Annotated in this window: 24 protein-coding genes, 1 tRNA gene and 1 other RNA gene; 18 read left to right on the forward strand and 8 right to left on the reverse strand. The window is 41.1% G+C overall.

The window, feature by feature from the left end; genetic code table 11:
• Positions 1 to 98: 98 nt before the first annotated feature.
• From glyQ to HMPREF9965_RS09375, 4 genes are all read left to right on the forward strand, one after another.
• Complete coding sequence (gene glyQ / locus HMPREF9965_RS09360) at positions 99 to 1,016, forward strand: glycine--tRNA ligase subunit alpha (protein ID WP_000038733.1); 918 nt, start codon at positions 99 to 101, stop codon at positions 1,014 to 1,016.
• A 211-nt stretch (positions 1,017 to 1,227) separates the two neighbouring features.
• Positions 1,228 to 3,264 (forward strand): glycine--tRNA ligase subunit beta, encoded by a 2,037-nt coding sequence (glyS, locus tag HMPREF9965_RS09365; protein WP_000164743.1) that lies wholly within the window; start codon positions 1,228 to 1,230, stop codon positions 3,262 to 3,264.
• Positions 3,265 to 3,306: 42 nt separating this feature from the next.
• Entirely contained in the window at positions 3,307 to 3,564 is a 258-nt protein-coding gene (locus tag HMPREF9965_RS09370; RefSeq protein WP_000371301.1) for a DUF896 family protein, read from the forward strand.
• Between the two features lie 164 nt (positions 3,565 to 3,728).
• Complete coding sequence (locus HMPREF9965_RS09375; RefSeq protein WP_000887651.1) at positions 3,729 to 5,069, forward strand: hypothetical protein; 1,341 nt, start codon at positions 3,729 to 3,731, stop codon at positions 5,067 to 5,069.
• 104 nt (positions 5,070 to 5,173) lie between these two features.
• Here HMPREF9965_RS09375 and HMPREF9965_RS09380 read toward each other — a convergent pair whose 3' ends face one another.
• Genes HMPREF9965_RS09380 through HMPREF9965_RS09390 form a run of 3 tightly spaced genes read right to left on the reverse strand, consistent with a single transcriptional unit; the run spans position 5,174 to position 7,989 of the window.
• Positions 5,174 to 6,418 carry an NAD(P)H-dependent oxidoreductase gene (locus tag HMPREF9965_RS09380; RefSeq protein WP_000673663.1) on the reverse strand — a complete coding sequence of 415 codons (1,245 nt, stop codon included), beginning with the start codon at positions 6,416 to 6,418 and terminating at the stop codon, positions 5,174 to 5,176.
• 17 nt (positions 6,419 to 6,435) lie between these two features.
• A complete protein-coding gene (locus HMPREF9965_RS09385; protein WP_000915938.1) occupies positions 6,436 to 7,041 on the reverse strand; it encodes an NADPH-dependent FMN reductase in 606 nt (201 codons plus the stop codon).
• A gap of 18 nt (positions 7,042 to 7,059) precedes the next feature.
• Positions 7,060 to 7,989 (reverse strand): FAD:protein FMN transferase, encoded by a 930-nt coding sequence (locus tag HMPREF9965_RS09390; RefSeq protein ID WP_025170851.1) that lies wholly within the window; start codon positions 7,987 to 7,989, stop codon positions 7,060 to 7,062.
• A gap of 296 nt (positions 7,990 to 8,285) precedes the next feature.
• Between HMPREF9965_RS09390 and nox the strand changes: the two genes are divergently transcribed.
• The 3 genes from nox to pdxT all read left to right on the forward strand — a co-directional run bounded on the left by nox (position 8,286) and on the right by pdxT (position 11,274).
• Positions 8,286 to 9,665 (forward strand): H2O-forming NADH oxidase, encoded by a 1,380-nt coding sequence (gene nox, locus HMPREF9965_RS09395; RefSeq protein ID WP_000036765.1) that lies wholly within the window; start codon positions 8,286 to 8,288, stop codon positions 9,663 to 9,665.
• Positions 9,666 to 9,816: 151 nt separating this feature from the next.
• The gene (gene pdxS / locus HMPREF9965_RS09400; protein WP_000138531.1) at positions 9,817 to 10,692 is read left to right on the forward strand and encodes a pyridoxal 5'-phosphate synthase lyase subunit PdxS; all 876 of its coding nucleotides are present in this window, start codon (positions 9,817 to 9,819) and stop codon (positions 10,690 to 10,692) included.
• Positions 10,693 to 11,274 (forward strand): pyridoxal 5'-phosphate synthase glutaminase subunit PdxT, encoded by a 582-nt coding sequence (gene pdxT, locus HMPREF9965_RS09405; protein ID WP_000689954.1) that lies wholly within the window; start codon positions 10,693 to 10,695, stop codon positions 11,272 to 11,274.
• Positions 11,275 to 11,294: 20 nt separating this feature from the next.
• Here pdxT and trhA read toward each other — a convergent pair whose 3' ends face one another.
• Both trhA and HMPREF9965_RS09415 read right to left on the reverse strand, forming a co-directional pair.
• The gene (gene trhA / locus HMPREF9965_RS09410; protein WP_001097975.1) at positions 11,295 to 11,942 is read right to left on the reverse strand and encodes a PAQR family membrane homeostasis protein TrhA; all 648 of its coding nucleotides are present in this window, start codon (positions 11,940 to 11,942) and stop codon (positions 11,295 to 11,297) included.
• A complete protein-coding gene (locus HMPREF9965_RS09415; protein WP_001087579.1) occupies positions 11,939 to 12,385 on the reverse strand; it encodes a DUF1836 domain-containing protein in 447 nt (148 codons plus the stop codon). Before HMPREF9965_RS09415 ends, trhA begins: the two co-directional genes overlap by 4 nt.
• Positions 12,386 to 12,518: 133 nt before the next feature.
• Here HMPREF9965_RS09415 and HMPREF9965_RS09420 point away from each other — a divergent pair, with 133 nt between their 5' ends.
• From HMPREF9965_RS09420 to trxB, 7 genes are all read left to right on the forward strand, one after another.
• The gene (locus HMPREF9965_RS09420) at positions 12,519 to 13,013 is read left to right on the forward strand and encodes a GNAT family N-acetyltransferase (protein ID WP_000405861.1); all 495 of its coding nucleotides are present in this window, start codon (positions 12,519 to 12,521) and stop codon (positions 13,011 to 13,013) included.
• Positions 13,010 to 13,525 carry a methylated-DNA--[protein]-cysteine S-methyltransferase gene (locus HMPREF9965_RS09425; protein ID WP_000812477.1) on the forward strand — a complete coding sequence of 172 codons (516 nt, stop codon included), beginning with the start codon at positions 13,010 to 13,012 and terminating at the stop codon, positions 13,523 to 13,525. The genes HMPREF9965_RS09420 and HMPREF9965_RS09425 overlap by 4 nt, the downstream gene beginning before the upstream one ends.
• A gap of 12 nt (positions 13,526 to 13,537) precedes the next feature.
• Entirely contained in the window at positions 13,538 to 13,894 is a 357-nt protein-coding gene (locus HMPREF9965_RS09430; protein ID WP_000889067.1) for an arsenate reductase family protein, read from the forward strand.
• A gap of 156 nt (positions 13,895 to 14,050) precedes the next feature.
• Positions 14,051 to 14,851: an amino acid ABC transporter permease gene (locus HMPREF9965_RS09435; protein WP_000219169.1), complete on the forward strand. Its 801-nt coding sequence runs from the start codon at positions 14,051 to 14,053 to the stop codon at positions 14,849 to 14,851.
• Positions 14,851 to 15,594, forward strand: a complete 744-nt coding sequence (locus HMPREF9965_RS09440; protein ID WP_000590998.1) for an amino acid ABC transporter ATP-binding protein — start codon at positions 14,851 to 14,853, stop codon at positions 15,592 to 15,594. The genes HMPREF9965_RS09435 and HMPREF9965_RS09440 overlap by 1 nt, the downstream gene beginning before the upstream one ends.
• Positions 15,595 to 15,671: 77 nt before the next feature.
• On the forward strand, positions 15,672 to 15,896 hold the full coding sequence (locus tag HMPREF9965_RS0102540) for a DUF4059 family protein (protein ID WP_000926603.1): 225 nt from the start codon (positions 15,672 to 15,674) through the stop codon (positions 15,894 to 15,896).
• Positions 15,897 to 15,961: 65 nt separating this feature from the next.
• On the forward strand, positions 15,962 to 16,873 hold the full coding sequence (gene trxB, locus HMPREF9965_RS09445; RefSeq protein WP_000272330.1) for a thioredoxin-disulfide reductase: 912 nt from the start codon (positions 15,962 to 15,964) through the stop codon (positions 16,871 to 16,873).
• Between the two features lie 36 nt (positions 16,874 to 16,909).
• Here trxB and rlmB read toward each other — a convergent pair whose 3' ends face one another.
• Both rlmB and def read right to left on the reverse strand, forming a co-directional pair.
• Positions 16,910 to 17,638, reverse strand: a complete 729-nt coding sequence (gene rlmB / locus HMPREF9965_RS09450; RefSeq protein WP_000855729.1) for a 23S rRNA (guanosine(2251)-2'-O)-methyltransferase RlmB — start codon at positions 17,636 to 17,638, stop codon at positions 16,910 to 16,912.
• A gap of 44 nt (positions 17,639 to 17,682) precedes the next feature.
• Positions 17,683 to 18,294, reverse strand: coding sequence for a peptide deformylase (def, locus tag HMPREF9965_RS09455; RefSeq protein WP_001272949.1), 612 nt, complete (start codon positions 18,292 to 18,294; stop codon positions 17,683 to 17,685).
• A gap of 155 nt (positions 18,295 to 18,449) precedes the next feature.
• Here def and HMPREF9965_RS12840 point away from each other — a divergent pair, with 155 nt between their 5' ends.
• The 4 genes from HMPREF9965_RS12840 to ssrA all read left to right on the forward strand — a co-directional run bounded on the left by HMPREF9965_RS12840 (position 18,450) and on the right by ssrA (position 21,654).
• A complete protein-coding gene (locus HMPREF9965_RS12840; RefSeq protein ID WP_000415401.1) occupies positions 18,450 to 19,760 on the forward strand; it encodes a CapA family protein in 1,311 nt (436 codons plus the stop codon).
• Positions 19,761 to 19,781: 21 nt separating this feature from the next.
• Positions 19,782 to 20,609, forward strand: coding sequence for a Cof-type HAD-IIB family hydrolase (locus HMPREF9965_RS09470; protein ID WP_000152856.1), 828 nt, complete (start codon positions 19,782 to 19,784; stop codon positions 20,607 to 20,609).
• Position 20,610: 1 nt separating this feature from the next.
• Positions 20,611 to 21,246 carry an SGNH/GDSL hydrolase family protein gene (locus tag HMPREF9965_RS09475; RefSeq protein ID WP_000290628.1) on the forward strand — a complete coding sequence of 212 codons (636 nt, stop codon included), beginning with the start codon at positions 20,611 to 20,613 and terminating at the stop codon, positions 21,244 to 21,246.
• Between the two features lie 60 nt (positions 21,247 to 21,306).
• Positions 21,307 to 21,654: a transfer-messenger RNA gene (ssrA, locus tag HMPREF9965_RS12845) on the forward strand.
• A gap of 140 nt (positions 21,655 to 21,794) precedes the next feature.
• Here the strand turns inward: ssrA and HMPREF9965_RS09480 are convergent.
• A tRNA-Ser gene (locus HMPREF9965_RS09480) sits at positions 21,795 to 21,882 on the reverse strand.
• Positions 21,883 to 21,989 lie beyond the last annotated feature (107 nt).

Raw genomic sequence — 21,989 nt, forward strand, 5'->3', positions numbered from 1 at the left:
GGAGTGCCTGAGCTAGACGCAGTACTAACTCGTCTTGCCTCGTATGATCGACGAGGCAGACTCGTGTCGCAAGTAATTTATAAAAAAAGGAGTAAACAATGTCTAAGAAATTAACATTTCAAGAAATTATTTTGACTTTGCAACAATTTTGGAATGACCAAGGTTGTATGCTTATGCAGGCTTATGATAATGAAAAAGGTGCGGGGACGATGAGTCCTTACACTTTCCTTCGTGCTATTGGGCCTGAGCCATGGAATGCGGCTTATGTAGAGCCATCACGTCGTCCTGCTGACGGTCGTTATGGAGAAAATCCTAACCGTCTCTACCAACACCACCAATTCCAAGTAGTTATGAAGCCTTCTCCATCAAACATCCAAGAACTTTACCTTGAGTCTTTGGAAAAATTGGGTATCAATCCTTTGGAACACGATATTCGTTTTGTTGAGGACAACTGGGAAAATCCTTCAACTGGTTCAGCTGGTCTTGGATGGGAAGTTTGGCTTGATGGGATGGAAATCACTCAGTTCACTTATTTCCAACAAGTTGGTGGATTGGCAACTGGCCCTGTGACTGCGGAAGTTACCTATGGTTTGGAGCGTTTGGCTTCTTATATTCAAGAAGTAGACTCTGTCTATGATATTGAGTGGGCTGATGGTGTAAAATACGGAGAAATCTTCATCCAGCCTGAGTACGAGCATTCAAAATATTCGTTTGAAATTTCGGACCAAGAAATGTTGCTGGAAAACTTTGATAAGTTTGAAAAAGAAGCTGGTCGTGCCTTAGAGGAAGGCTTGGTTCACCCTGCCTATGACTATGTTCTCAAATGTTCACATACCTTTAACTTGCTTGACGCGCGTGGTGCCGTATCTGTAACCGAGCGTGCAGGCTATATCGCTCGTATTCGTAACTTGGCCCGTGTCGTAGCCAAAACCTTTGTCGCAGAACGCAAACGCCTAGGCTACCCACTTTTGGATGAAGCAACACGAGCTAAACTCTTAGCAGAAGACGCAGAATAAAGAGAGTGACCGTTTACGAAAATGGGCGAACAGAGTGAGCCTTGAGCCAGTTGCCACAGTGATGAAGGTATCCTTAGTGAAGCTAAGGATACTAGGCAAAATTAGAGACTTTCGGCTCCAATTTTAGCAATGAAACGACGAAGTCGGTTGCTTGCGTGCCAATCACATAAGGCAAACTGGAAAATAAAAAGATACTTTTCGGAGAAAAAACATGACAAAAAACTTATTAGTAGAACTCGGTCTTGAAGAGTTACCAGCCTATGTAGTAACTCCAAGTGAAAAACAACTAGGTGAAAAAATGGCAGCCTTCCTCAAGGAAAACCGCCTGTCTTTTGAAGCTATTCAAACCTTCTCCACACCACGCCGTTTGGCTGTTCGTGTGACTGGTCTTGCAGACAAACAGTCTGATTTGACAGAAGATTTCAAGGGTCCAGCAAAGAAAATTGCCTTGGATAGTGATGGGAACTTCACCAAAGCAGCTCAAGGATTTGTCCGTGGAAAAGGCTTGACGGTTGAAGATATTGAATTCCGTGAAATCAAGGGTGAAGAATATGTCTATGTTACCAAGGAAGAAATTGGTCAAGTAGTTGAAGCCATTGTTCCAGGTGTAGTAGACGTCTTGAAATCTCTAACTTTCCCTGTCAGCATGCACTGGGCTAACAACACCTTTGAATATATCCGCCCTGTTCACACTTTAACTGTTCTTTTAGATGAAGAAGAATTTGACTTGGATTTCCTTGATATCAAGGGAGATCGTGTGAGTCGTGGTCATCGTTTCTTGGGACAAGAAACTAAGATTCAGTCAGCTTTGAGCTACGAAGAAGACCTTCGTGCACAGTTTGTAATCGCGGATCCTCGTGAACGTGAGCAAATGATTGTTGACCAAATCAAGGAAATCGAAGCAGAGCATGGTGTACGTATCGAAATTGATGCTGACTTGCTGAATGAAGTCTTGAACTTGGTTGAATACCCAACTGCCTTTATGGGAAGTTTTGATGCTAAATACCTTGAAGTTCCAGAAGAAGTTTTGGTGACTTCGATGAAGGAACACCAACGTTACTTTGTTGTTCGTGATCAAGACGGTAAACTCTTGCCAAACTTTATTTCTGTTCGTAACGGAAACGCTGAGCATTTGGAAAATGTTATCAAAGGAAATGAAAAAGTCTTGGTAGCCCGCTTGGAAGACGGAGAATTCTTCTGGCGTGAAGACCAAAAATTGGTGATTTCTGACCTTGTTGAAAAATTAAACAACGTCACCTTCCACGAAAAGATTGGTTCTCTTCGTGAACACATGATTCGTACTGGTCAAATTGCCATTCTCTTGGCGGAAAAAGCTGGCTTGTCAGTGGATGAAACAGTTGACCTTGCTCGTGCAGCAGCTATTTACAAGTTTGACTTGTTGACAGGTATGGTTGGTGAATTTGACGAACTCCAAGGAATTATGGGTGAGAAATATGCTCTTCTTGCTGGGGAAACTCCAGCAGTTGCAGCTGCTATTCGTGAACACTACATGCCTACATCAGCTGAAGGAGAACTTCCAGAGAGCAAGGTTGGAGCTATTCTAGCCATTGCAGACAAATTGGACACGATTTTGAGTTTCTTCTCAGTAGGTTTGATTCCATCAGGTTCTAATGACCCTTATGCCCTCCGTCGTGCGACCCAAGGTGTGGTTCGTATCTTGGATGCCTTTGGTTGGCACATTGCTATGGATGAGTTGATTGATAGCCTTTATGCTTTGAAATTTGATAGCTTGACTTATGAAAATAAAGCAGAAGTCATGGACTTTATCAAGGCTCGTGTCGATAAGATGATGGGTTCTACTCCAAAAGACATTAAGGAAGCGGTTCTTGCAAGTTCGAACTTTGTCGTGGCAGATATGCTAGAAGTAGCAAGTGCTCTCGTAGAAGCAAGCAAGGAAGAAAACTTCAAACCGTCTGTCGAATCTCTCTCTCGTGCTTTCAACTTGGCTGAGAAAGCGGAAGGATATGAAACAGTTGATCCTGCTCTCTTTGAAAATGAAGAAGAGAAAGCCTTGTCGGAAGCAGTAGAGTCACTCGTTTTATCAGGGACTGCAAGTCAGCAATTAGAACAACTCTTTGCGCTTAGTCCAGTTATTGATGCTTTCTTTGAGAATACTATGGTAATGACCGATGATCAAGATATTCGTCAAAATCGATTGGCCATCTTGTCGCAATTAACCAAGAAAGCAGCGAAACTTGCACGTTTCAACCAAATTAATACCAAGTAAAATCTGTTAAACGGATTAAATCTTATCATAAAGGAGAGAAACATGGATCCTAAAAAAATTGATCGTATTAACGAGCTTGCTAAAAAGAAAAAAACAGAAGGCTTAACTTCTGCTGAAAAAGTGGAACAAGCTAAACTTCGTGAGGAGTATATTGAAGGCTATCGTCGTTCTGTTCGTCACCACATTGAAGGAATCAAAATTGTGGACGAAGAAGGAAATGACGTCACACCAGAAAAACTACGTCAGGTACAACGTGAAAAAGGTTTGCATGGGCGTAGTTTAGATGATCCCAACTCATAAAAAAACTGACTAGTAGTTTGTGCTGCTAGTCAGTTTCTTTATGCTATTAGAATAGCAGAGATTCAGAGGACAAAAAGTAATGTAAAAAATGAATAGGGAGATATTATTTTCTGTAGAATATGATACAATGAACATAGAGAATGCAATAAAGTGAGGTTGGATTTATGCTAGATACGAATACTAATGAAGAATTAAGAGATGAAGAAAAAGAGTATCTAAAGACAAATTTAAAAATCTGTTTTAACCTTATCTCACAAAATGAAGATATATTTAAAAATAAAGATACCTTCTTAGAGGAGTTTAGCCCTTGGCATAAGAAGAAAGAAGGGGGAGAAGAGATACTGGTAGATCAATTTGTAACTCAAGTTACAAGTGCTACTTCTGAAGATTTTTCTTGGTTGAATATTTTGAAAGAAGACAACCAGTGGAAGGAAGCAAAATATAAAGAGGAAATCAAGGACAAAAGTAAACATGTAAATATGCGCTACCAAATTCCAACTCATTTTCATGGGGATATTGATAAAGCTATTCTTTTCCATTGTATGGAAAATCCTAGAGGTTATTTAGGAAGTTATACAGATAATCAAATTGATAAAGGTCTTGAGTGTGCAAACCTTAAAGATTATTATAGAAAAACCTATAAATTATTAAAAGAGGATAATAAAAAGACAATAAAAGAAATTAGAAATTATTTAGAAGGTGAGCCAGAAAATAAACCTGTTAAAGAAATCATAAAAGAAAGATATGGTTTAGGGGAAATAGATAGTGACGCTAAACTTTCAACGTGTATTACTCAAATTATCTATAGCAAAAATAGTAATTTAACACAAGAACTAACTCATATGTTTAATTCTAAAGAAATTAGTCTTGATAAAAAATATAATAATAAGGAGTTAAAAGAGTTAGGGTATTATTATTTACCGGAATATTATAAAGAAATAGTTCAAGAGAGACCAGAAAAAGGACCGTTTATTATAGATATCTCAGAATTACAGAATAATAATGTTAAAGAAATTGCTAAAAAAATCTGTAATTTAGAAATTTATCCTTTTTCATGCTCTCAACCAGCTTTAGGTGAAGATGGTATTGGTGAAAAGATTCTTCTCAATTCAAACTTATCTCGGTTAGGTGCTTATATTGTTTTGAGAAGAATTTATCAATATGTAGCTGATGATAATGAAACCCAGATACCAATTTTTGTTTTTCGAAAGTATGATAGAGCATGGAAGAAATTGTTTAACAAAATATTTTCGGAAGCGGAAAAGAAGAGTGAAAATTTTAAAGCCGATGATTTTTTGAGCAAATTGGAGGAGAATTTCTTTTATTGTCAGCCAGCCATTGTAGGTGGAGGAATTACGTCTGGTAATGTAATCTCTATTCATGAGTTTAGAAGAGTTGATAGGAAGAAAGATAAAAAGAAATATGAAAAAATGAAAAAGAAAGCTTTTTACAAAGTTAAAAAAACACTTTATAAATCCATAGAGGCAGAAAAAAAGAATCACTAAGTTTCAAACTACATTCATTAAACAAAAGGGCTCTGTAGATTTGCTACGAAGTTCCTTTGTTTAGCAATAAAAAAGAAGGAGCCAAATGGCTCCTTTTTGGTTTCTTAGTTGCTTGCACCAGAAGTAGCGTCTGCGTCACCACCGTGGCCTCCAGCGTCTCCTGAATCAGAAGCGCCAGAAGTGGCATCGGCGTCTCCATGACCTCCAGCAGCAGGAGCAAATGGTCCGCTACCACCTACCAAACGTTGACCCGTTTCTTTTAGGTACCAGTCAAGCCATGGTTGGAAGTTAAAGACAATTTCATTGATTCCAGCGTATGATCCATCAGGATAATACATCGCTTGGTAGTTATGAGTGTTGATGACACCAGCAGGAGAACCTGGAACGATCGTACGGACGTATTCTTGGTTTCCATTGCGAAGTGTTCCGATGACCCACTCTACATTCTTCATACGTGCTGCTGGAAGAGAATTGTGAACAGTCGACATACGGTTACCTGATTGAGGTGGTACACGTTTGGCAAACATGGTGTCTGGATCTTGGTGAGCGTTGTTGTAGTAGAGGAATTGGTTGTTATCGTCAGCGTATGTCAATTCAAATGGCATAGCTTTCAAGAACATATCGATTTGGTTAACTGTAAGGATACCGTGGTCCAATTTGACATAGGTATCACCAGAAACAGCTCCAGTGATTGCAGCAACTTTTTCTACCCATTCTGGATCGTCAGGATCAACTTCTGTGATAGTTGTAGCAATTGGTTTTCCGCAATCCAAGTCTTCTGGTTCGATTGGTTTTGGTTTTTTCAATTTCGAAACGACTCCTACGTATTTTACAAAGTTATCTAAGCAAGTTTCAAGGAATTTAACAGTGCCTTCGTTGGTGATATTTCCGTCGTTATCAAAAGCTTCCTTGGCTTTACCAAGAAGGAATTCGTTACCTGGAAGCGTGTAGGCATTAACACCTGGAGCATCAAGGATTTTACGAAGGTGAACTTGGGCACGTGATGTTCCTTGGTCGTAGTATGATGCACCCACAATCATAACAGGTTTGTTTTCAAATGGATGAACTTCGTATGAAAGCCATTCAAGTACAGATTTGAGTGAAGCTGAGATAGTGTGGTTGTGCTCAGGAGTGGCGATAATGACACCATCAGCACGTGTAATTTTGTTATACAAGAAGCGTAATTGGAAACTGTCGTCCCATTTTTCGTCTTGGTTAAACATTGGAACTTCATCGATTTCAAGAACTTCTAATTCAAATTTAAATTTGAAATTGCGACGGATAAATTCCAAGAGTTTGCGGTTATATGATTGATCGTAGTTTGATCCAACAAGTCCAACAAATTTCATTCTTTCGGTCTCCTATCTTACAAATTTTCCCAGTCAAATTCTTCTGCATCTTTGCGAAGCAATTCTTGTGCATTGCGCAATTTTTCAGTAATCTTCACAAAGATACGGAAGTCATCAAAGATGGCATCCAATTTCTTGATGACATCAAGGTCAACCAAGTCGCCACTTGGGTTAAATGCTTGAAGAGAGTGAGAAAGCAAGAATTCATCTGGTAGAACATTTGCCTTAATTTCAGGAGCGTTCAAGATTTGACGAAGTTGCAATTGGGCACGAGATGAACCAAGTGTACCGTAAGAAGCACCAGTGATCATGATTGGTTTGTTCAAAAGTGGGTAGATACCGTAAGATAGCCAAGCAAGAGCGCTCATCAAAACTGCAGGGATAGAGTGGTCGTACTCAGGAGTACCAATAATGACACCGTCAGATGCTTCAATTTTAGCTGCAATCTCAAGAATTTCAACTGGAAGTTGCTTATCTGCTGGTTTGTTGAAAACAGGGATATCCTTGATTTCAACGAGTTCAATTTCAGCTTTATCCGCAAAGTGTTTTTGCATGTATTGGAGCAATTGGCGGTTTGTAGAACGTTTAGAGTTCGTTCCAACAATGGCAATAAGTTTTAGCATGAGATTTCCTTTCTCTTTTTACATAATACAATTTTGAAGGCCTGAAGAACAAGCAAGGCGTCCCTCTTTGTCGATGAGGATAGCTTCAATCCCATCTATACTTTCGACTTGCCAGAGGATAGAAGCGCTTCGTTCTCCGAAAAGGCGCGTTGTCCAAATCTCACCATCAACGGATTTATCAGAGATAATCGTTAGGCTAGCGAGTTCGGTTTCGACAGGGAATCCTGTCTCACTATCAAAGATATGGTGATAGTCTTTTCCATCTACTGTCAGGTGGCGTTCATAGATACCTGAAGTGACAACGGATTTGTTAGAAGCAGAAATGGTTAGGAGATGATTGCCACGAGGATTTCGCGGATCCTGAATGCCGATCTGCCAGTCGTTCCCTTCTTTAGCTTGGTTATTCCCGATGGTAAGGATATTTCCTCCCAGATTGATCAAGGCAGAGGTGACACCGTGTGTTTTTAAATACTGGGCAACCTTATCTGCACTATAGCCCTTAGCCAAACAACCTAGATCGAGCTTCATTCCTTTCTTCTCTAAAAAGACAGAAGAGCTAGTCGGATCTAACTTGATAAAATGCGGGTCAACTAGAGGCAAGACGGCTTCGATTTCATTTGGCTTTGGAAGCCGAGCATCTGAAAAGCCAATTCGCCAGGTTTGAATCAAGGGACCAATACTGATGTTGAGATGGCTAGAGGGAGCTAGGCTATGCTCTAGTCCAAGAGCAATCAGTTCAAATAGGTCAGGATGAACCTTAACAGGTGCGATTCCAGCCTGGTAGTTGATTTCCATCAGTTCGGATTCTTGACTGTTGGCGTTGAAGCGGTATTCAAGCTCCTTGAGCAAATCAAAGGCTCCTTGAAGTAGGCAATCAGCCTGTTCATCTACTAATGAAATCGTGATAGTTGTTCCCATCAGCCGTTCAGAACGTGAATGAAGAGGCAAGCTACCAGCTCCTTTCTCTTTATAGGAAATCATTCAATATAAGTTGGTTAAAGAAAAATTAAACCCCTTACATTTTCTTTCCATGTATCTAGCATACCATAAAGTCAGCGTTTTCACAAATAAATTTTAACAAAAGTCAAGAAATATGCTCAAAAATTGGAAGGAAATGAAACAAATAGTATAGTAAAGAATAATTTTTTCTGAAAAAAAGAGAATTCCAAGCAAATACCTTGTAAACGCTAACAGCAAATGATATACTAGAGGGGTAAATTAAATTTTAAAGGTGGAATTATTCTATGAGTAAAATCGTTGTAGTTGGTGCTAACCACGCTGGTACAGCATGTATCAACACTATGTTGGACAACTTTGGACATGAAAATGAAATCGTTGTATTTGACCAAAACTCAAATATTTCATTCCTTGGTTGTGGAATGGCTCTTTGGATAGGGGAACAAATTGACGGCCCAGAAGGTCTCTTCTACTCTGATAAAGAAAAATTGGAAGCAAAAGGTGCTAAAGTTTACATGAACTCACCAGTTCTTTCAATTGACTATGACAATAAAGTTGTGACTGCAGAAGTTGAAGGTAAAGAACACAAAGAGTCTTATGACAAATTGATCTTTGCGACTGGTTCAACTCCAATCTTGCCTCCAATCGAAGGTGTTGAAATCGTTAAGGGCAACCGCGAATTCAAAGCAACACTTGAAAATGTTCAATTTGTTAAGTTGTACCAAAACGCTGAAGAAGTTATTGAAAAACTTGAAGACAAGAGCAAGCACCTTGAGCGCATTGCCGTTGTTGGTGGTGGTTACATTGGTGTAGAACTTGCCGAAGCTTTCGAGCGTCTTGGAAAAGAAGTGGTGCTTGTAGATATCGTAGACACTGTTTTGAACGGCTACTATGACAAGGACTTCACTCAAATGATGGCGAAGAACTTGGAAGACCACAACATCCGCTTGGCTCTTGGTCAAACAGTTAAAGCCATCCAAGGTGATGGTAAAGTAGAACGCTTGGTAACAGACAAAGAAACGTTTGATGTGGATATGGTGGTTCTTGCTGTTGGTTTCCGTCCAAACACAGCTCTTGCTGACGGTAAGATCGAACTCTTCCGCAACGGTGCCTTCCTTGTAGACAAGAAACAAGAAACATCTATCCCAGGTGTATACGCTGTTGGTGACTGTGCAACTGTTTATGACAATGCTCGTAAAGATACAAGCTACATTGCTCTTGCATCTAACGCTGTACGTACTGGTATCGTGGGTGCTTACAATGCTTGTGGTTATGAATTGGAAGGAATCGGTGTACAAGGATCAAACGGTATCTCCATCTACGGACTTCACATGGTTTCGACTGGTTTGACTCTTGAAAAAGCCAAAGCTGCAGGCTATAACGCAGCTGAAACTGGCTTTAACGATCTTCAAAAACCAGAATTTATCAAACATGATAACCATGAAGTTGCCATCAAGATTGTCTTTGATAAAGACAGCCGCGAAATTCTTGGCGCACAAATGGTTTCACATGATGCTGCTATCAGTATGGGAATCCACATGTTCTCACTTGCTATCCAAGAGCATGTGACGATTGATAAATTGGCATTGACGGACCTATTCTTCTTGCCACACTTCAACAAACCATACAACTACATCACAATGGCTGCACTTACAGCTGAAAAATAGAAATGGATGAACTATCTGGTCTTAACTGAAGGTCAGGTAGTTTTTTTGTCAATCTGTACCCAGACAAATATTATTTTTCTATCTTGTACTTCACTCTGTTCTGACTTAAAATGAAATGGTAGCTACCAATACAAATGATGAGGAAAAAGAAATGACTGAAAATCGTTATGAACTAAATAAAAACTTGGCACAGATGCTCAAAGGTGGGGTTATCATGGACGTTCAGAACCCTGAACAGGCTCGTATCGCAGAGGCTGCTGGTGCGGCAGCTGTTATGGCCTTGGAGCGAATTCCAGCTGATATTCGTGCAGCTGGAGGAGTTTCCCGTATGAGCGATCCAAAGATGATTAAGGAAATCCGAAAAGCGGTCAGTATTCCAGTGATGGCCAAGGTCAGAATCGGGCATTTTGTTGAAGCTCAGATTTTAGAGGCTATTGAGATTGACTATATCGATGAGAGTGAAGTGCTGTCTCCAGCTGATGACCGTTTCCATGTGGATAAGAAAGAATTCCAAGTTCCTTTTGTCTGTGGTGCTAAGGATTTGGGTGAAGCCTTGCGTCGTATCGCTGAAGGAGCTTCTATGATTCGGACAAAAGGAGAACCGGGTACAGGAGATATCGTCCAAGCTGTTCGACATATGCGTATGATGAATCAAGAAATTCGACGGATTCAAAACCTACGCGAAGATGAACTCTATGTGGCTGCCAAGGACTTGCAAGTTCCTGTTGAATTGGTCCAATACGTCCACGAACATGGAAAATTACCAGTTGTAAACTTTGCAGCTGGAGGCGTTGCAACGCCAGCAGATGCTGCGCTAATGATGCAATTGGGGGCAGAAGGCGTTTTTGTTGGGTCAGGTATTTTCAAATCAGGCGACCCTGTTAAACGAGCAAGTGCTATTGTTAAAGCTGTAACCAACTACCAAAATCCTCAAATTTTGGCTCAAATCTCTGAAGATCTAGGGGAAGCCATGGTTGGTATCAATGAGAATGAAATCCAAATTCTTATGGCAGAGCGAGGAAAATAGATGAAAATTGGAATATTGGCCTTGCAAGGTGCCTTTGCAGAACATGCAAAAGTGTTAGAAAAGTTAGGTGTTGTTAGTGTCGAAATCAGAAATTTAGATGATTTTCAGAAACATCAGAGTGACTTGGCGGGTTTGATATTACCTGGCGGTGAGTCTACAACCATGGGCAAGCTCTTGCGCGACCAGAACATGCTGCTTCCCATCCGAGAAGCCATTCTTTCTGGACTACCAGTCTTTGGAACTTGTGCGGGCTTAATCTTGCTAGCTAAGGAAATCATTTCTCAGGAAGAAAGTCATCTAGCGACTATGGACATAGTGGTTGAGCGCAACGCCTATGGGCGCCAACTAGGAAGTTTTTATACAGAAGCAGAATGTAAGGGAGTTGGTCAGATTCCCATGACCTTTATCCGTGGACCGATTATCAGCAGTGTTGGAGAGGGTGTAGAAGTTTTAGCAACAGTTGATGATCAAATCGTTGCTGCGCAAGAAAAAAATATGCTGGTAACCTCTTTTCATCCTGAGTTAACAGATGATGCTCGCTTGCACCAGTACTTTATCAATATGTGTAAAGAAAAAAGTTGAGAAAAGATTCTCAACTTTTTTTACATGTAATAAACAATCGCAATGTACTGAAGTGCAGACGCAGCTAAGATAAAGAGATGCCAAATCATGTGGAAATAAGGTTTTTTCTTAGCGTAAAATCCAGCTCCAACTGTATAACAGAGTCCGCCAGTTACCATGAGACTCCAGAAAATTGGCGTTGTTTGACTGATAATGGCAGGAATGATAGCCAGAACCAACCAGCCCATGATCAGGTAAAGGGCAAGGCTGAATTTCTCATTGACCTTTTTAGCAAAGATTTTATAGAGGATGCCAAAGATGGTCGTTCCCCACTGAATGGCAATAATGAGATAGCCAAACCAGTTATTCATCAAGGTCAAGACGACTGGCGTATAAGAGCCTGCTATGGCCACATAAATCATAGAGTGGTCGATGATTCGCAAGACGTATTTTTGGGTCGAACCATAGGCCATAGAGTGATATATGGTTGACGAGAGGAACATGAGAAATAGACTGATAACAAAGATAGAAACGCCAAAAGACGATAAAAATCCATGTGCTTCATAACTATAGGTGGATGAAATGGGGAGTAGGATGAGCATGATAACGGCACCCACAGCATGGGTCACGCTATTAGCAATTTCCTCTCCAAAACTGAGTTTTTTACTGAGTTTTAAGCTGGTATTCATTGGATTTCCTCCTCTTCTTTGCTAAGGATTAAGTCTAGAGTTTGATGATAGAGTTTAACCGTTTGGCAGCTGGTTTGGATAATAGGATTTTCTGGATCAATCCCATGGTTCATGTAGTCCACAAAAGCATCGTAGAGCTGGTCTGAACTCGCTTGAGTTTGTAGAGTATTGAGGGTCTGAGCGATTTCTTGGATTGAAAAGACAGACTTGAGAGTAGTAATGGCAATCAAACGAGCAATCTGTTTGCGTTGGTATTTCTTCTTGTCAGGCTTTGTCAGGTAACCATGTTTGACATAGTTATTGACCATAGATGCTGTTAGCCCCTTGTCTTTATCTGGAGAGATGGGGGCACAGACTTGGTTGACATAAAGCAAAACCTGATCCAGATAGAGGTCAATGTTTGGAATGTCTTCCCATTTTGGGTAGGAAAAGTTAGAATTCATTTCCAACTCCTTTTATCTAGTTTAGATAACTAGATTATAAAATAATAAAAAACAAAAGTCAAGTTTCAACTGCTTGTAGAAAGCTTTAAATTATGCTATGATGAGAGAAACTAGTTAGAAATGAGGGGAAGAGATGGAGATTCGTTTAGCTTTTCCAAACGAAGTAAATGCGATTATGCAGGTGATGGAGGATGCCAAAAAGTGTTTAGCCAAGTCTGGTAGTGACCAGTGGCAAAATGGCTATCCAAATGCTGACATCATTATTGATGATATCATCTCTGGTCAAGCCTATGTGGCCTTGGAAGAGGGAGAACTGTTAGCCTATGCTGCTGTGACCAAGAACCCAGAGGAAGCCTATGAAGCCATTTATGAAGGAAGTTGGCAAGGGAGAGAGTCAGAATATCTGGTCTTTCACCGTATCGCTGTGGCAGCAGATGTACAAGGACAAGGTGTTGCTCAGACTTTCCTAGAAGGCTTGATTGAAGGTTTTGATTATCTAGATTTTCGTTCAGATACGCATACACAAAACAAAGCCATGCAGCATATCTTTGAAAAGCTAGGCTTCCAACAGGTTGGTAAAGTTCCGGTTGATGGGGAACGTTTGGCCTATCAGAAATTAAAGAAATGAAGCAGAATAAGTACGCAAAAATGCTCTACCCGTCGCCAATTGGAACCTTATCCTTAGTTGCTGACGAGCAATATCTGTATGGAATTTGGGTGCAGGACCAGAAGCATTTTGAGAGGGGATTAGGGGATGAAACGATAGAAGAAGTTGGTAGCCATCCTGTATTGGAGCAAGTTATTTCCTATTTAGATACCTATTTCGAAGGCAGGGATCAGGTTCTGTGTGACTTACCTTTGACTCCCATTGGAACGGATTTTGAAAAGCGAGTCTGGGCATACTTACAGACCATTCCTTACGGTCAAACAGTGACTTATGGACAAATAGCGAAAGACCTGCAAGTGTCTTCTGCCCAAGCTATTGGCGGAGCAGTGGGGCGCAATCCCTGGTCCATCCTCGTCCCCTGTCACCGAGTGCTAGGGGCAGGCAATCGTCTGACAGGCTATGCTTCGGGAGTCGAAAAGAAAGCTTGGCTCTTGAAGCATGAAGGTGCGGTTTTTCAAGAAAATAAAGAATAGAAAGAAAAGAAAATGTTAGAATTTATCGAATACCCAAAATGTTCAACTTGTAAGAAAGCAAAAAATGAATTGGATAAACTTGGTGTGGACTACAAAGCTGTCCACATCGTAGAAGAAACACCAAGTGAAGAAGTGATTTTGAACTGGTTAGAAACTTCTGGTTTTGAAGTGAAACAATTTTTCAATACCAGTGGCATCAAATATCGTGAACTGGACCTGAAAGATAAGGTAGGAAGTTTGTCAAAACAAGAAGCAGCTAAGCTTCTAGCGAGTGATGGCATGTTATTGAAACGTCCAATTTTGGTGGAGAATGGTGCTGTTAAACAAATCGGCTATAGAAAAACCTATGAGAACTTAGGTTTGAGATAGTTTTTATCTATCTCCTTGATAGGTAAAATATATAGCCTCCCTGTTTTAAAGTGTGATAAACTAGAAGATAGACAAAGTCTGATCAGCCCGTAGCAAATAATTTGCTTGCGAGCAGAAGTATGGTAGAATGAATCATTATCAGGAGAGGATGTTTTTATGACTGTTACAACATTTTTAGCATCAGATTGGTACCAAAGTTTGATGCAACTCATTCCGGATGGTAAGCTCTTTAGTTTGCGTTCGGTCTTTGATGGAATTCCAAGGATTGTCCAGCAACTGCCTACAACCTTGATGTTGACGCTTGGAGGTGCACTCTTTGGTCTGCTACTTGCTTTGATTTTTGCCATTGTAAAGATCAATCGTGTTAAGGTTCTATATCCCTTGCAGGCCTTTTTTGTCAGCTTCTTAAAAGGTACCCCAATCCTAGTTCAACTTATGTTGACCTACTACGGAATTCCTTTAGCACTGAAAGCTATCAACCAGCAATGGGGCACTGGTTTCAATATCAATGCGATTCCAGCGGCACTTTTTGCGATTGTGGCCTTTGCTTTTAACGAGGCGGCTTATGCAAGTGAAACGATTCGTGCAGCCATCCTTTCTGTTAATCCAGGTGAAATTGAGGCGGCACGTAGTTTGGGTATGACACGAGCGCAAGTTTATCGTCGCGTGATTATTCCTAATGCAGCGGTGGTAGCTACTCCAACCTTGATCAATTCCCTCATCGGCTTGACCAAGGGAACTTCTCTAGCCTTTAGCGCAGGTGTTGTGGAGGTCTTTGCCCAGGCTCAGATTTTGGGTGGAGCCGATTATCGCTATTTTGAGCGCTTTATCTCTGTTGCTCTTGTTTATTGGGTGGTCAATATCGGAATTGAAAGCCTCGGCCGTTTCATCGAGAGAAAAATGGCTATTTCTGCACCCGATACAGTGCAAACAGATGTGAAAGGGGACCTTCGTTAATGATTAAGATTTCGAATTTAAGTAAATCCTTTTCAGGACAGACAGTCTTGAATCATCTGAACTTGGATATCCAAAAAGGTGAGGTAGTGGCTTTGATTGGTTCATCTGGAGCTGGGAAATCAACCTTTCTTCGTAGTTTGAACTACCTTGAAACTCCAGATAGTGGAACGATTCAGATTGACAATTTTAAAGTTGATTTTTCTCAGATTAGCCAAGAAGAGATTCTAACCCTTCGTCGCAAGTTGTCCATGGTTTTCCAACAGTTTAATTTGTTTGAACGCCGAACAGCCCTTGACAATGTCAAGGAAGGCTTGGTTGTTGTTAAGAAATTATCGGACGAGGAAGCAACTAAAATCGCCAAGGAAGAGTTGGCCAAGGTTGGTCTTTCTGACCGTGAACAGCATTATCCTCGCCACTTATCAGGTGGACAAAAGCAACGGGTTGCTCTAGCGCGTGCCCTCGCTATGAAACCAGACGTTTTGCTCTTGGATGAACCAACGTCAGCACTGGACCCAGAATTGGTCGGAGAAGTAGAAAAGTCTATTGCAGACGCCGCTAAGTCTGGTCAGACCATGATCTTGGTTAGTCACGATATGTCTTTTGTAGCCCAAGTGGCAGATAAAATTTTGTTCCTAGATAAAGGGAAAATCATCGAGTCAGGCACACCGGATGAAATCATCAATCATCCGAAAGAAGAACGAACAAAAGAATTCTTCGCTAGTTACAAACGAACTTATATTTGATATAATAGAAAAAGGAAAACTCAGTTAGTTGGACTAGCTGAGTTTACTCTTTAAAAAAGATAGAAACGAGAGAGATCATGCTGCTGCAACTGTTTTCTTTATATTTCGAGAGTTTGATCTTAACGACCATCCTGGTTGTAATTTTTTTGGGGATTTGGATTGGATTGAGAGCTATGTCTGGTGTGGACAAGACAGCCAAGGCTCGTCAAGCTCATCTCTATGATATGATTATGATTGGAGTTTTGGTCGTTCCGGTGTTATCCTTTGCCGTCATGAGTTTGCTCTTGGTTTTCAAGGCATAATCCTTGCGTGATTAGCAAGAATGAGTTAGAATAAAGATAGTTACAACAAGAAAGAAGGAATCAAAATGTACGATACGATTATTATCGGTGCTGGACCTGCGGGAATGACAGCTGCCTTATATGCCGCTCGAAGCAATCTGAAAGTGGCTTTGATTGAGGGTGGTCTGCCAGGTGGGCAAATGAACAACACATCTGATATTGAGAACTATCCTGGATATGCCAATATCAGTGGACCTGAATTGGCAGAGAAGATGTTTGAACCTCTTGAAAATCTTGGAGTGGAGCATCTTTATGGTTATGTTGAAAATATTGAAGACCAAGGTGACTATAAGAAGGTAATCACTGATGATCAAGTTTACGAAACCCGTACTGTCATCGTGGCAACTGGGTCAAAACACCGTCTCTTGGGAGTTCCCGGAGAAGAAGAACTGAATAGTCGTGGTGTTTCCTATTGTGCGGTCTGTGATGGAGCTTTCTTCCGTGATCAAGACTTGCTCGTAGTCGGTGGTGGAGATTCAGCGGTAGAAGAAGCTCTATTCTTGACTCGCTTTGCCAAGACTGTTACCATTGTTCACCGTCGAGATGAACTTCGTGCTCAAAAAGTTTTGCAAGACCGTGCTTTTGCAAATGAGAAAGTCAACTTTATCTGGGATTCTGTCGTCAAGGAAATCAAAGGTGAAAACCGAGTAGAATCTGTCGTATTTGAAAATGTGAAAACGGGTCAAGTAACAGAGCAAGCCTTTGGAGGTGTCTTTATCTATGTTGGACTGGACCCTGTTAGTGATTTTGTTAAGGACTTGAATATCCAAGACCAGTCAGGCTGGATTGTGACAGATAACCACATGAAAACTGCCGTTGACGGTATCTTTGCGGTTGGGGATGTTCGCCATAAAGACCTTCGCCAAGTCACAACAGCAGTTGGAGATGGGGCTATCGCGGGTCAAGAAGCCTATAAATTTATCACAGAACATAGTTAAGAAAAAAGTTTCCAATCAAGTGATTGGAAACTTTTTTTATAGTCGGTTTCGGAAAACTTCGTACATGAGAATGGCTGCGGCAACACTAGCATTGAGGCTTTGAACATGTCCATTCATAGGAATGGTAATCATTTCATCAACCTGTTTTTTGATGTTACTAGAGATGCCTTTTCCTTCATTTCCGATGATGAGGGCGATTTTCCCTTTTGTATTCCACTTGTGGCAAGGAGTACCGTTCATATCCGTTCCAAAGGTCCAGAATCCTTCATCCTTGAGTTTGTCTAGGGTTTGACTGAGGTTGGTCACTCGGGCAATCGGTACGTGCTCAATAGCACCTGTGGCCGTTTTGGCAACGACAGGAGTCACTCCGACAGCACGGTGCTTGGGAATGATGACACCTGAAACATTGGTCGCATCAGCAGTCCTTAAGATAGAACCTAGATTATGGGGGTCAGTTAATCCGTCCAGAATCAATAGAAGTGGATTTTCTTCTTGGCGTGTTTTGGCAAGGATGTGATCCAGCTCGCTATAGGCAAATTCAGAGACTCTTAGGACAAAGCCTTGGTGAACAGCGCCTTCGGTCATCTCAGATAGGGATTTTTTTGAGGTCCAAGAGATGGAGACTTTTTTCTCAGCAGCCAGTTCCTTGACTTTCTCAACATTCTTTCCCCTTAGATCTTCTTGGAGGTAGAGTTTGTTTCCTGTATTTGCAAGGAGGGCTTCAGTAACGGCATGTACGCCATAGACGATATCATTTGTTTTCATGCCTCTATTATAACATAAAACCCCGTCTTGCAACGGGATTTTCTTTATTCCAGAATTAGTAAACCATCTTTAACAGCAAATGGGTCTTTCTCATTGATACGATCGTAAAACATGATTCCGTTTAGATGATCAATTTCATGTTGGACAACGATGGAGTTGTATCCTTTGAGCTTGATACGGTGTTTTTCTCCGTCCTTGTCAAAGTAATCAACAGTGACACGGGCATGACGGATAACATAACCTGGCACGTTACGGTCGACAGACAGACAACCTTCTCCTTCGCCAAGAGCAGCGTCTTGAACAGAGTGAGAGACGATTTTGGGATTGTACATAATAGCTTGCAAGTCGTAGGCTTCCTGTGGAGTTTCACCTTCTTCTACAATATTTGGGACCAAGACGGCAATAATGCGTTTTGAGATATCTAGCTGGGGAGCTGCAAGTCCAACACCACCACGCAAGCCCATTTTCTCAGCCATAACAGGATCCTGAGAATGTTTGAGGAATTGCATCATTTTTTCACCAAGAATGATATCCTGATCAGACAAGGGGAAAGTGACTTCCTCAGCAACCGCGCGTAGAGTTGGGTTTCCCTCACGGATAATATCATTCATATCAATCAAATGAGCAGCTTTTGTAATACGTTCTATAGCAGACATTTTCTCTCCTTTCATTACTTCTACATGATAACACAAAATAGGCGAGAAAGAAAGTCGCAGAAGTTCTTAAAAAATAATATAATAAACGGTATTCCCCTTTTGTCTGTGGTATAATAAAAGGAAAGACTTGCATAAGAAAGCAAAGGGGAATAAGAATGGAAAAGCGAAAAGATAGACAATCTCATGGTCCTATTTTTGGATTGTTGAAGACTAGTATTGGTTTCTTTAGGAATTATAAATCTTGGACCAATGCCCAGTTTATTACAGTGTTGTTGCTGGCAGTTGCCTTGTCCATGGGGCTGAACTTGTTAGTTCGAGCAGTACAAGGCAACAAGGGAACGAATCCAGTTGATTCTGCAAGTACTTCTAGTCAATTCAAGGAAAATGATTCTGACGAAAAGACAGCTCGTATCATGGCAAATGGTGACCTTCTCTACCATATCCCTATCTACCGAACAGCTCTAAAAGAAGACGGAACCTATGATTTCCACGAAAATTTTGAATATGTAAAACCCTGGCTCAAGCAAGCGGATTTAGTGCTTGGTGACTTTGAAGGAACTGTGAACAAGGACCACTACTTGGCAGGTTATCCTCTCTTTAATGCACCTGGAGAAGTCATGGATGCTATCAAGGATGCAGGCTACCAAGTTCTAGACTTGGCTCACAACCACATCTTGGATTCTCAGATAGAGGGAGTGGTCTCAACGGCTCAAGCTATTGAAAAGGCTGGAATGACACCCATCGGAGTCTACACACATGAATCCCGTGACCAAGCCCCTATAGTCATCAAGGAAGTCAATGGAATCAAGGTAGCTCTCTTGGCCTATTCCTATGGCTTTAATGGTATTGAACAATCCATTTCCCAAGAGGACTATAATCGCTATCTTTCTGACTTAAACGAAGAAAAGATGAAGGCAGAAATCGAGCGTGCAGAGAAAGAAGCGGATATCACTGTCATCATGCCTCAGATGGGAATTGAGTACCAGCTAGAACCGACGGAAGAACAGAAAACACTGTACCACAAGATGATTGACTGGGGAGCTGATATTATCTTTGGAGGCCATCCTCATGTCGTTGAACCTGCTGAAACGGTTGAAAAAGATGGTGACAAAAAATTGATTATCTATTCCATGGGGAATTTCCTTTCAAATCAGCGCATTGAAACCATGCAAGATGAGGAAAATGCCAAGTGGACGGAGCGCGGTGTTCTCATGGATGTGACTATTAAGAAAAAAGATGGCAAGACAAGGATTGAAACGGCCAAAGCGCATCCGACTTGGGTCAATCGGACGCCTAAAGGAACATACTCTCCAGAAGGCTATCCGCTCTTCCTCTATCAGACCTATATCCTAGAAGACTTCATCGAGGGAGGCAGTTACCGTGACAAGTTGGATGAGGCGACCAAGGAACGAATTGACACAGCTTATAAAGAAATGAATGAACATGTAGGATTGAAGTGGGACTAGCTTGAATCCAGAGGAAGTAAAATGACGATTAAGATTATTGCGACAGATATGGATGGAACCTTGCTGGATCCGAGAGGTCAGCTGGATCTGCCCCGCTTGGAAAAGATCTTAGATCAGCTGGATCAAAGGGATATCCGTTTTGTCATTGCGACGGGGAATGAAGTTCATCGTATGAGAGAACTATTGGGACACTTGGCTGAACGAGTGATCCTAGTAGTTGCCAATGGGGCGCGTATTTTTGAAAACAATGAACTGATTCAAGCGCAGACCTGGGATGATGCTATGGTTGACAAGGCTTTAGTTCATTTTAAAGGGAGGGAGTGTCGAGATCAGTTCGTCGTCACTAGTATGAATGGGAGTTTTGTCAAGAAAGGGACTGTTTTTACAGACCTAGAAAAATTTATGACACCAGAGATGATTGAAAGGCTCTATCAACGAATGAATTTTGTGGAAGAGTTACAAGCTGATCTCTTTGGTGGAGTGCTTAAAATGAGCATGGTCGTTGGTGAAGAACGATCGAGTTCTGTTTTGCAGGAAATTAATGACCTCTTTGATGGGCGTGTAAGAGCTGTTTCCAGCGGTTATGGTTGCATTGACATCCTCCAAGCCGGGATTCATAAAGCATGGGGATTGGAAGAATTACTCAAGCGCTGGAATTTGAAATCTGAACAAATCATGGCTTTTGGTGATAGCGAAAATGATGTTGAGATGTTGGAGATGGCTAGAATTGCCTATGCTATGGAAAATGCTGATGATGAAGCCAAGGCAGTTGCAACTGCCCTAGCTCCAGCTAACAGCCAGGGGGGCGTTTATCAGGTCCTAGAAAATTGGTTAGAGAAAGAGGGATAAGGTGGCAGTACAGTTATTAGAAAATTGGCTCTTAAAGGAGCAGGAAAAGATTCAAACCAAGTATCGTGAATTGAATCAAGCTTCTGTTATAGAGCCAGATATCATCTTTATCGGAGATTCAATTGTAGAATACTACCCTTTGCAAGAGTTACTTGGGACTGCAAAGACGATTGTTAATCGTGGCATCCGAGGTTACCAGACGGGACTTCTATTAGACAATCTTGATGCCCATCTTTATGGTGATGCTGTGGATCAAATTGTTCTCTTAATTGGAACAAATGATATCGGAAAAGATATTCCCATGAATGAAGCCTTGGATAATCTTGAACGTGTAATCCAATCGATTGCCCGAGATTATCCGCTGTCACAAATAAAGCTTGTTTCTATTCTGCCAGTTAATGAAGGCGAAGAATACAAGCAGACAGTTTATATTCGTACCAATGAAAAGATTAGAGAATGGAATCAAGCCTATGAGGCTCTAGCCTCCGCCTATGTGCAAGTAGATTTTGTGCCGATTTATGATAGTTTGACAGATTCAGAAGGACAACTTCAATCAGCCTATACAACGGATGGCCTCCATCTAAGTGTCGCAGGTTATCAGGCCTTATCGGAAGCCTTAAAAGAGTATCTTTTCTAAAGAGGCGGCTTGATTTTGCATTTTTTATGAAGATAGGTTATAATGGTTCTATCGTCTTTTGGGGTCGTTACGGATTCGACAGGCATTATGAGGCATATTTTGCAACCCGTGTGGCGACGTAAACGCTCAGTTAAATATAACTGCAAAAAATAACACTTCTTACGCTTTAGCTGCCTAAAAACCAGCAGGCGTGACCTGATTTGGATTGCTCGTGTTCAATGACAGGTCTTATGATTAGCGAGATACGATTAAGTCTTGTCTAGCGACTTGATAAGAGATTAATAGACTCGCAGTTTCTAGGCTTGAGTTATGTGTCGAGGGACTGTTAAAACAATACATAACCTATGGTTGTAGACAAATATGTTGGCAGGTGTTTGGACGTGGGTTCGACTCCCACCGGCTCCATTATTCTTTCGCTAAACTTGGAAAAACGTTGTTAAATCAACGTTTTTTATTTTTGTCTTTGGTATTCCTTGGGATTCTTTTTTAAAAAAGGGATACAAAAAGGATACAACGTTTTTGTCGTATCCCAAAATATGTTTTTTCTACGGAAGACATGGGATTCGAACCCACGCACGCTATTACACGCCTACCGCGTTTCCAACACGGCCTCTTAAGCCTCTTGAGTAATCTTCCAATACTTACTCAAATAGTCTACCATAAAGCCACTTATCTTGCAATAAAAATGTTGGAATTGGCAAAAATGATAGTTTTTGAAAGAAAGTGATAAAAAATGCTTGACT

It is taken from the genome of Streptococcus mitis bv. 2 str. SK95 (assembly GCF_000222705.1).
Classification (GTDB): Bacteria; Bacillota; Bacilli; order Lactobacillales; family Streptococcaceae; genus Streptococcus; species Streptococcus mitis_AY.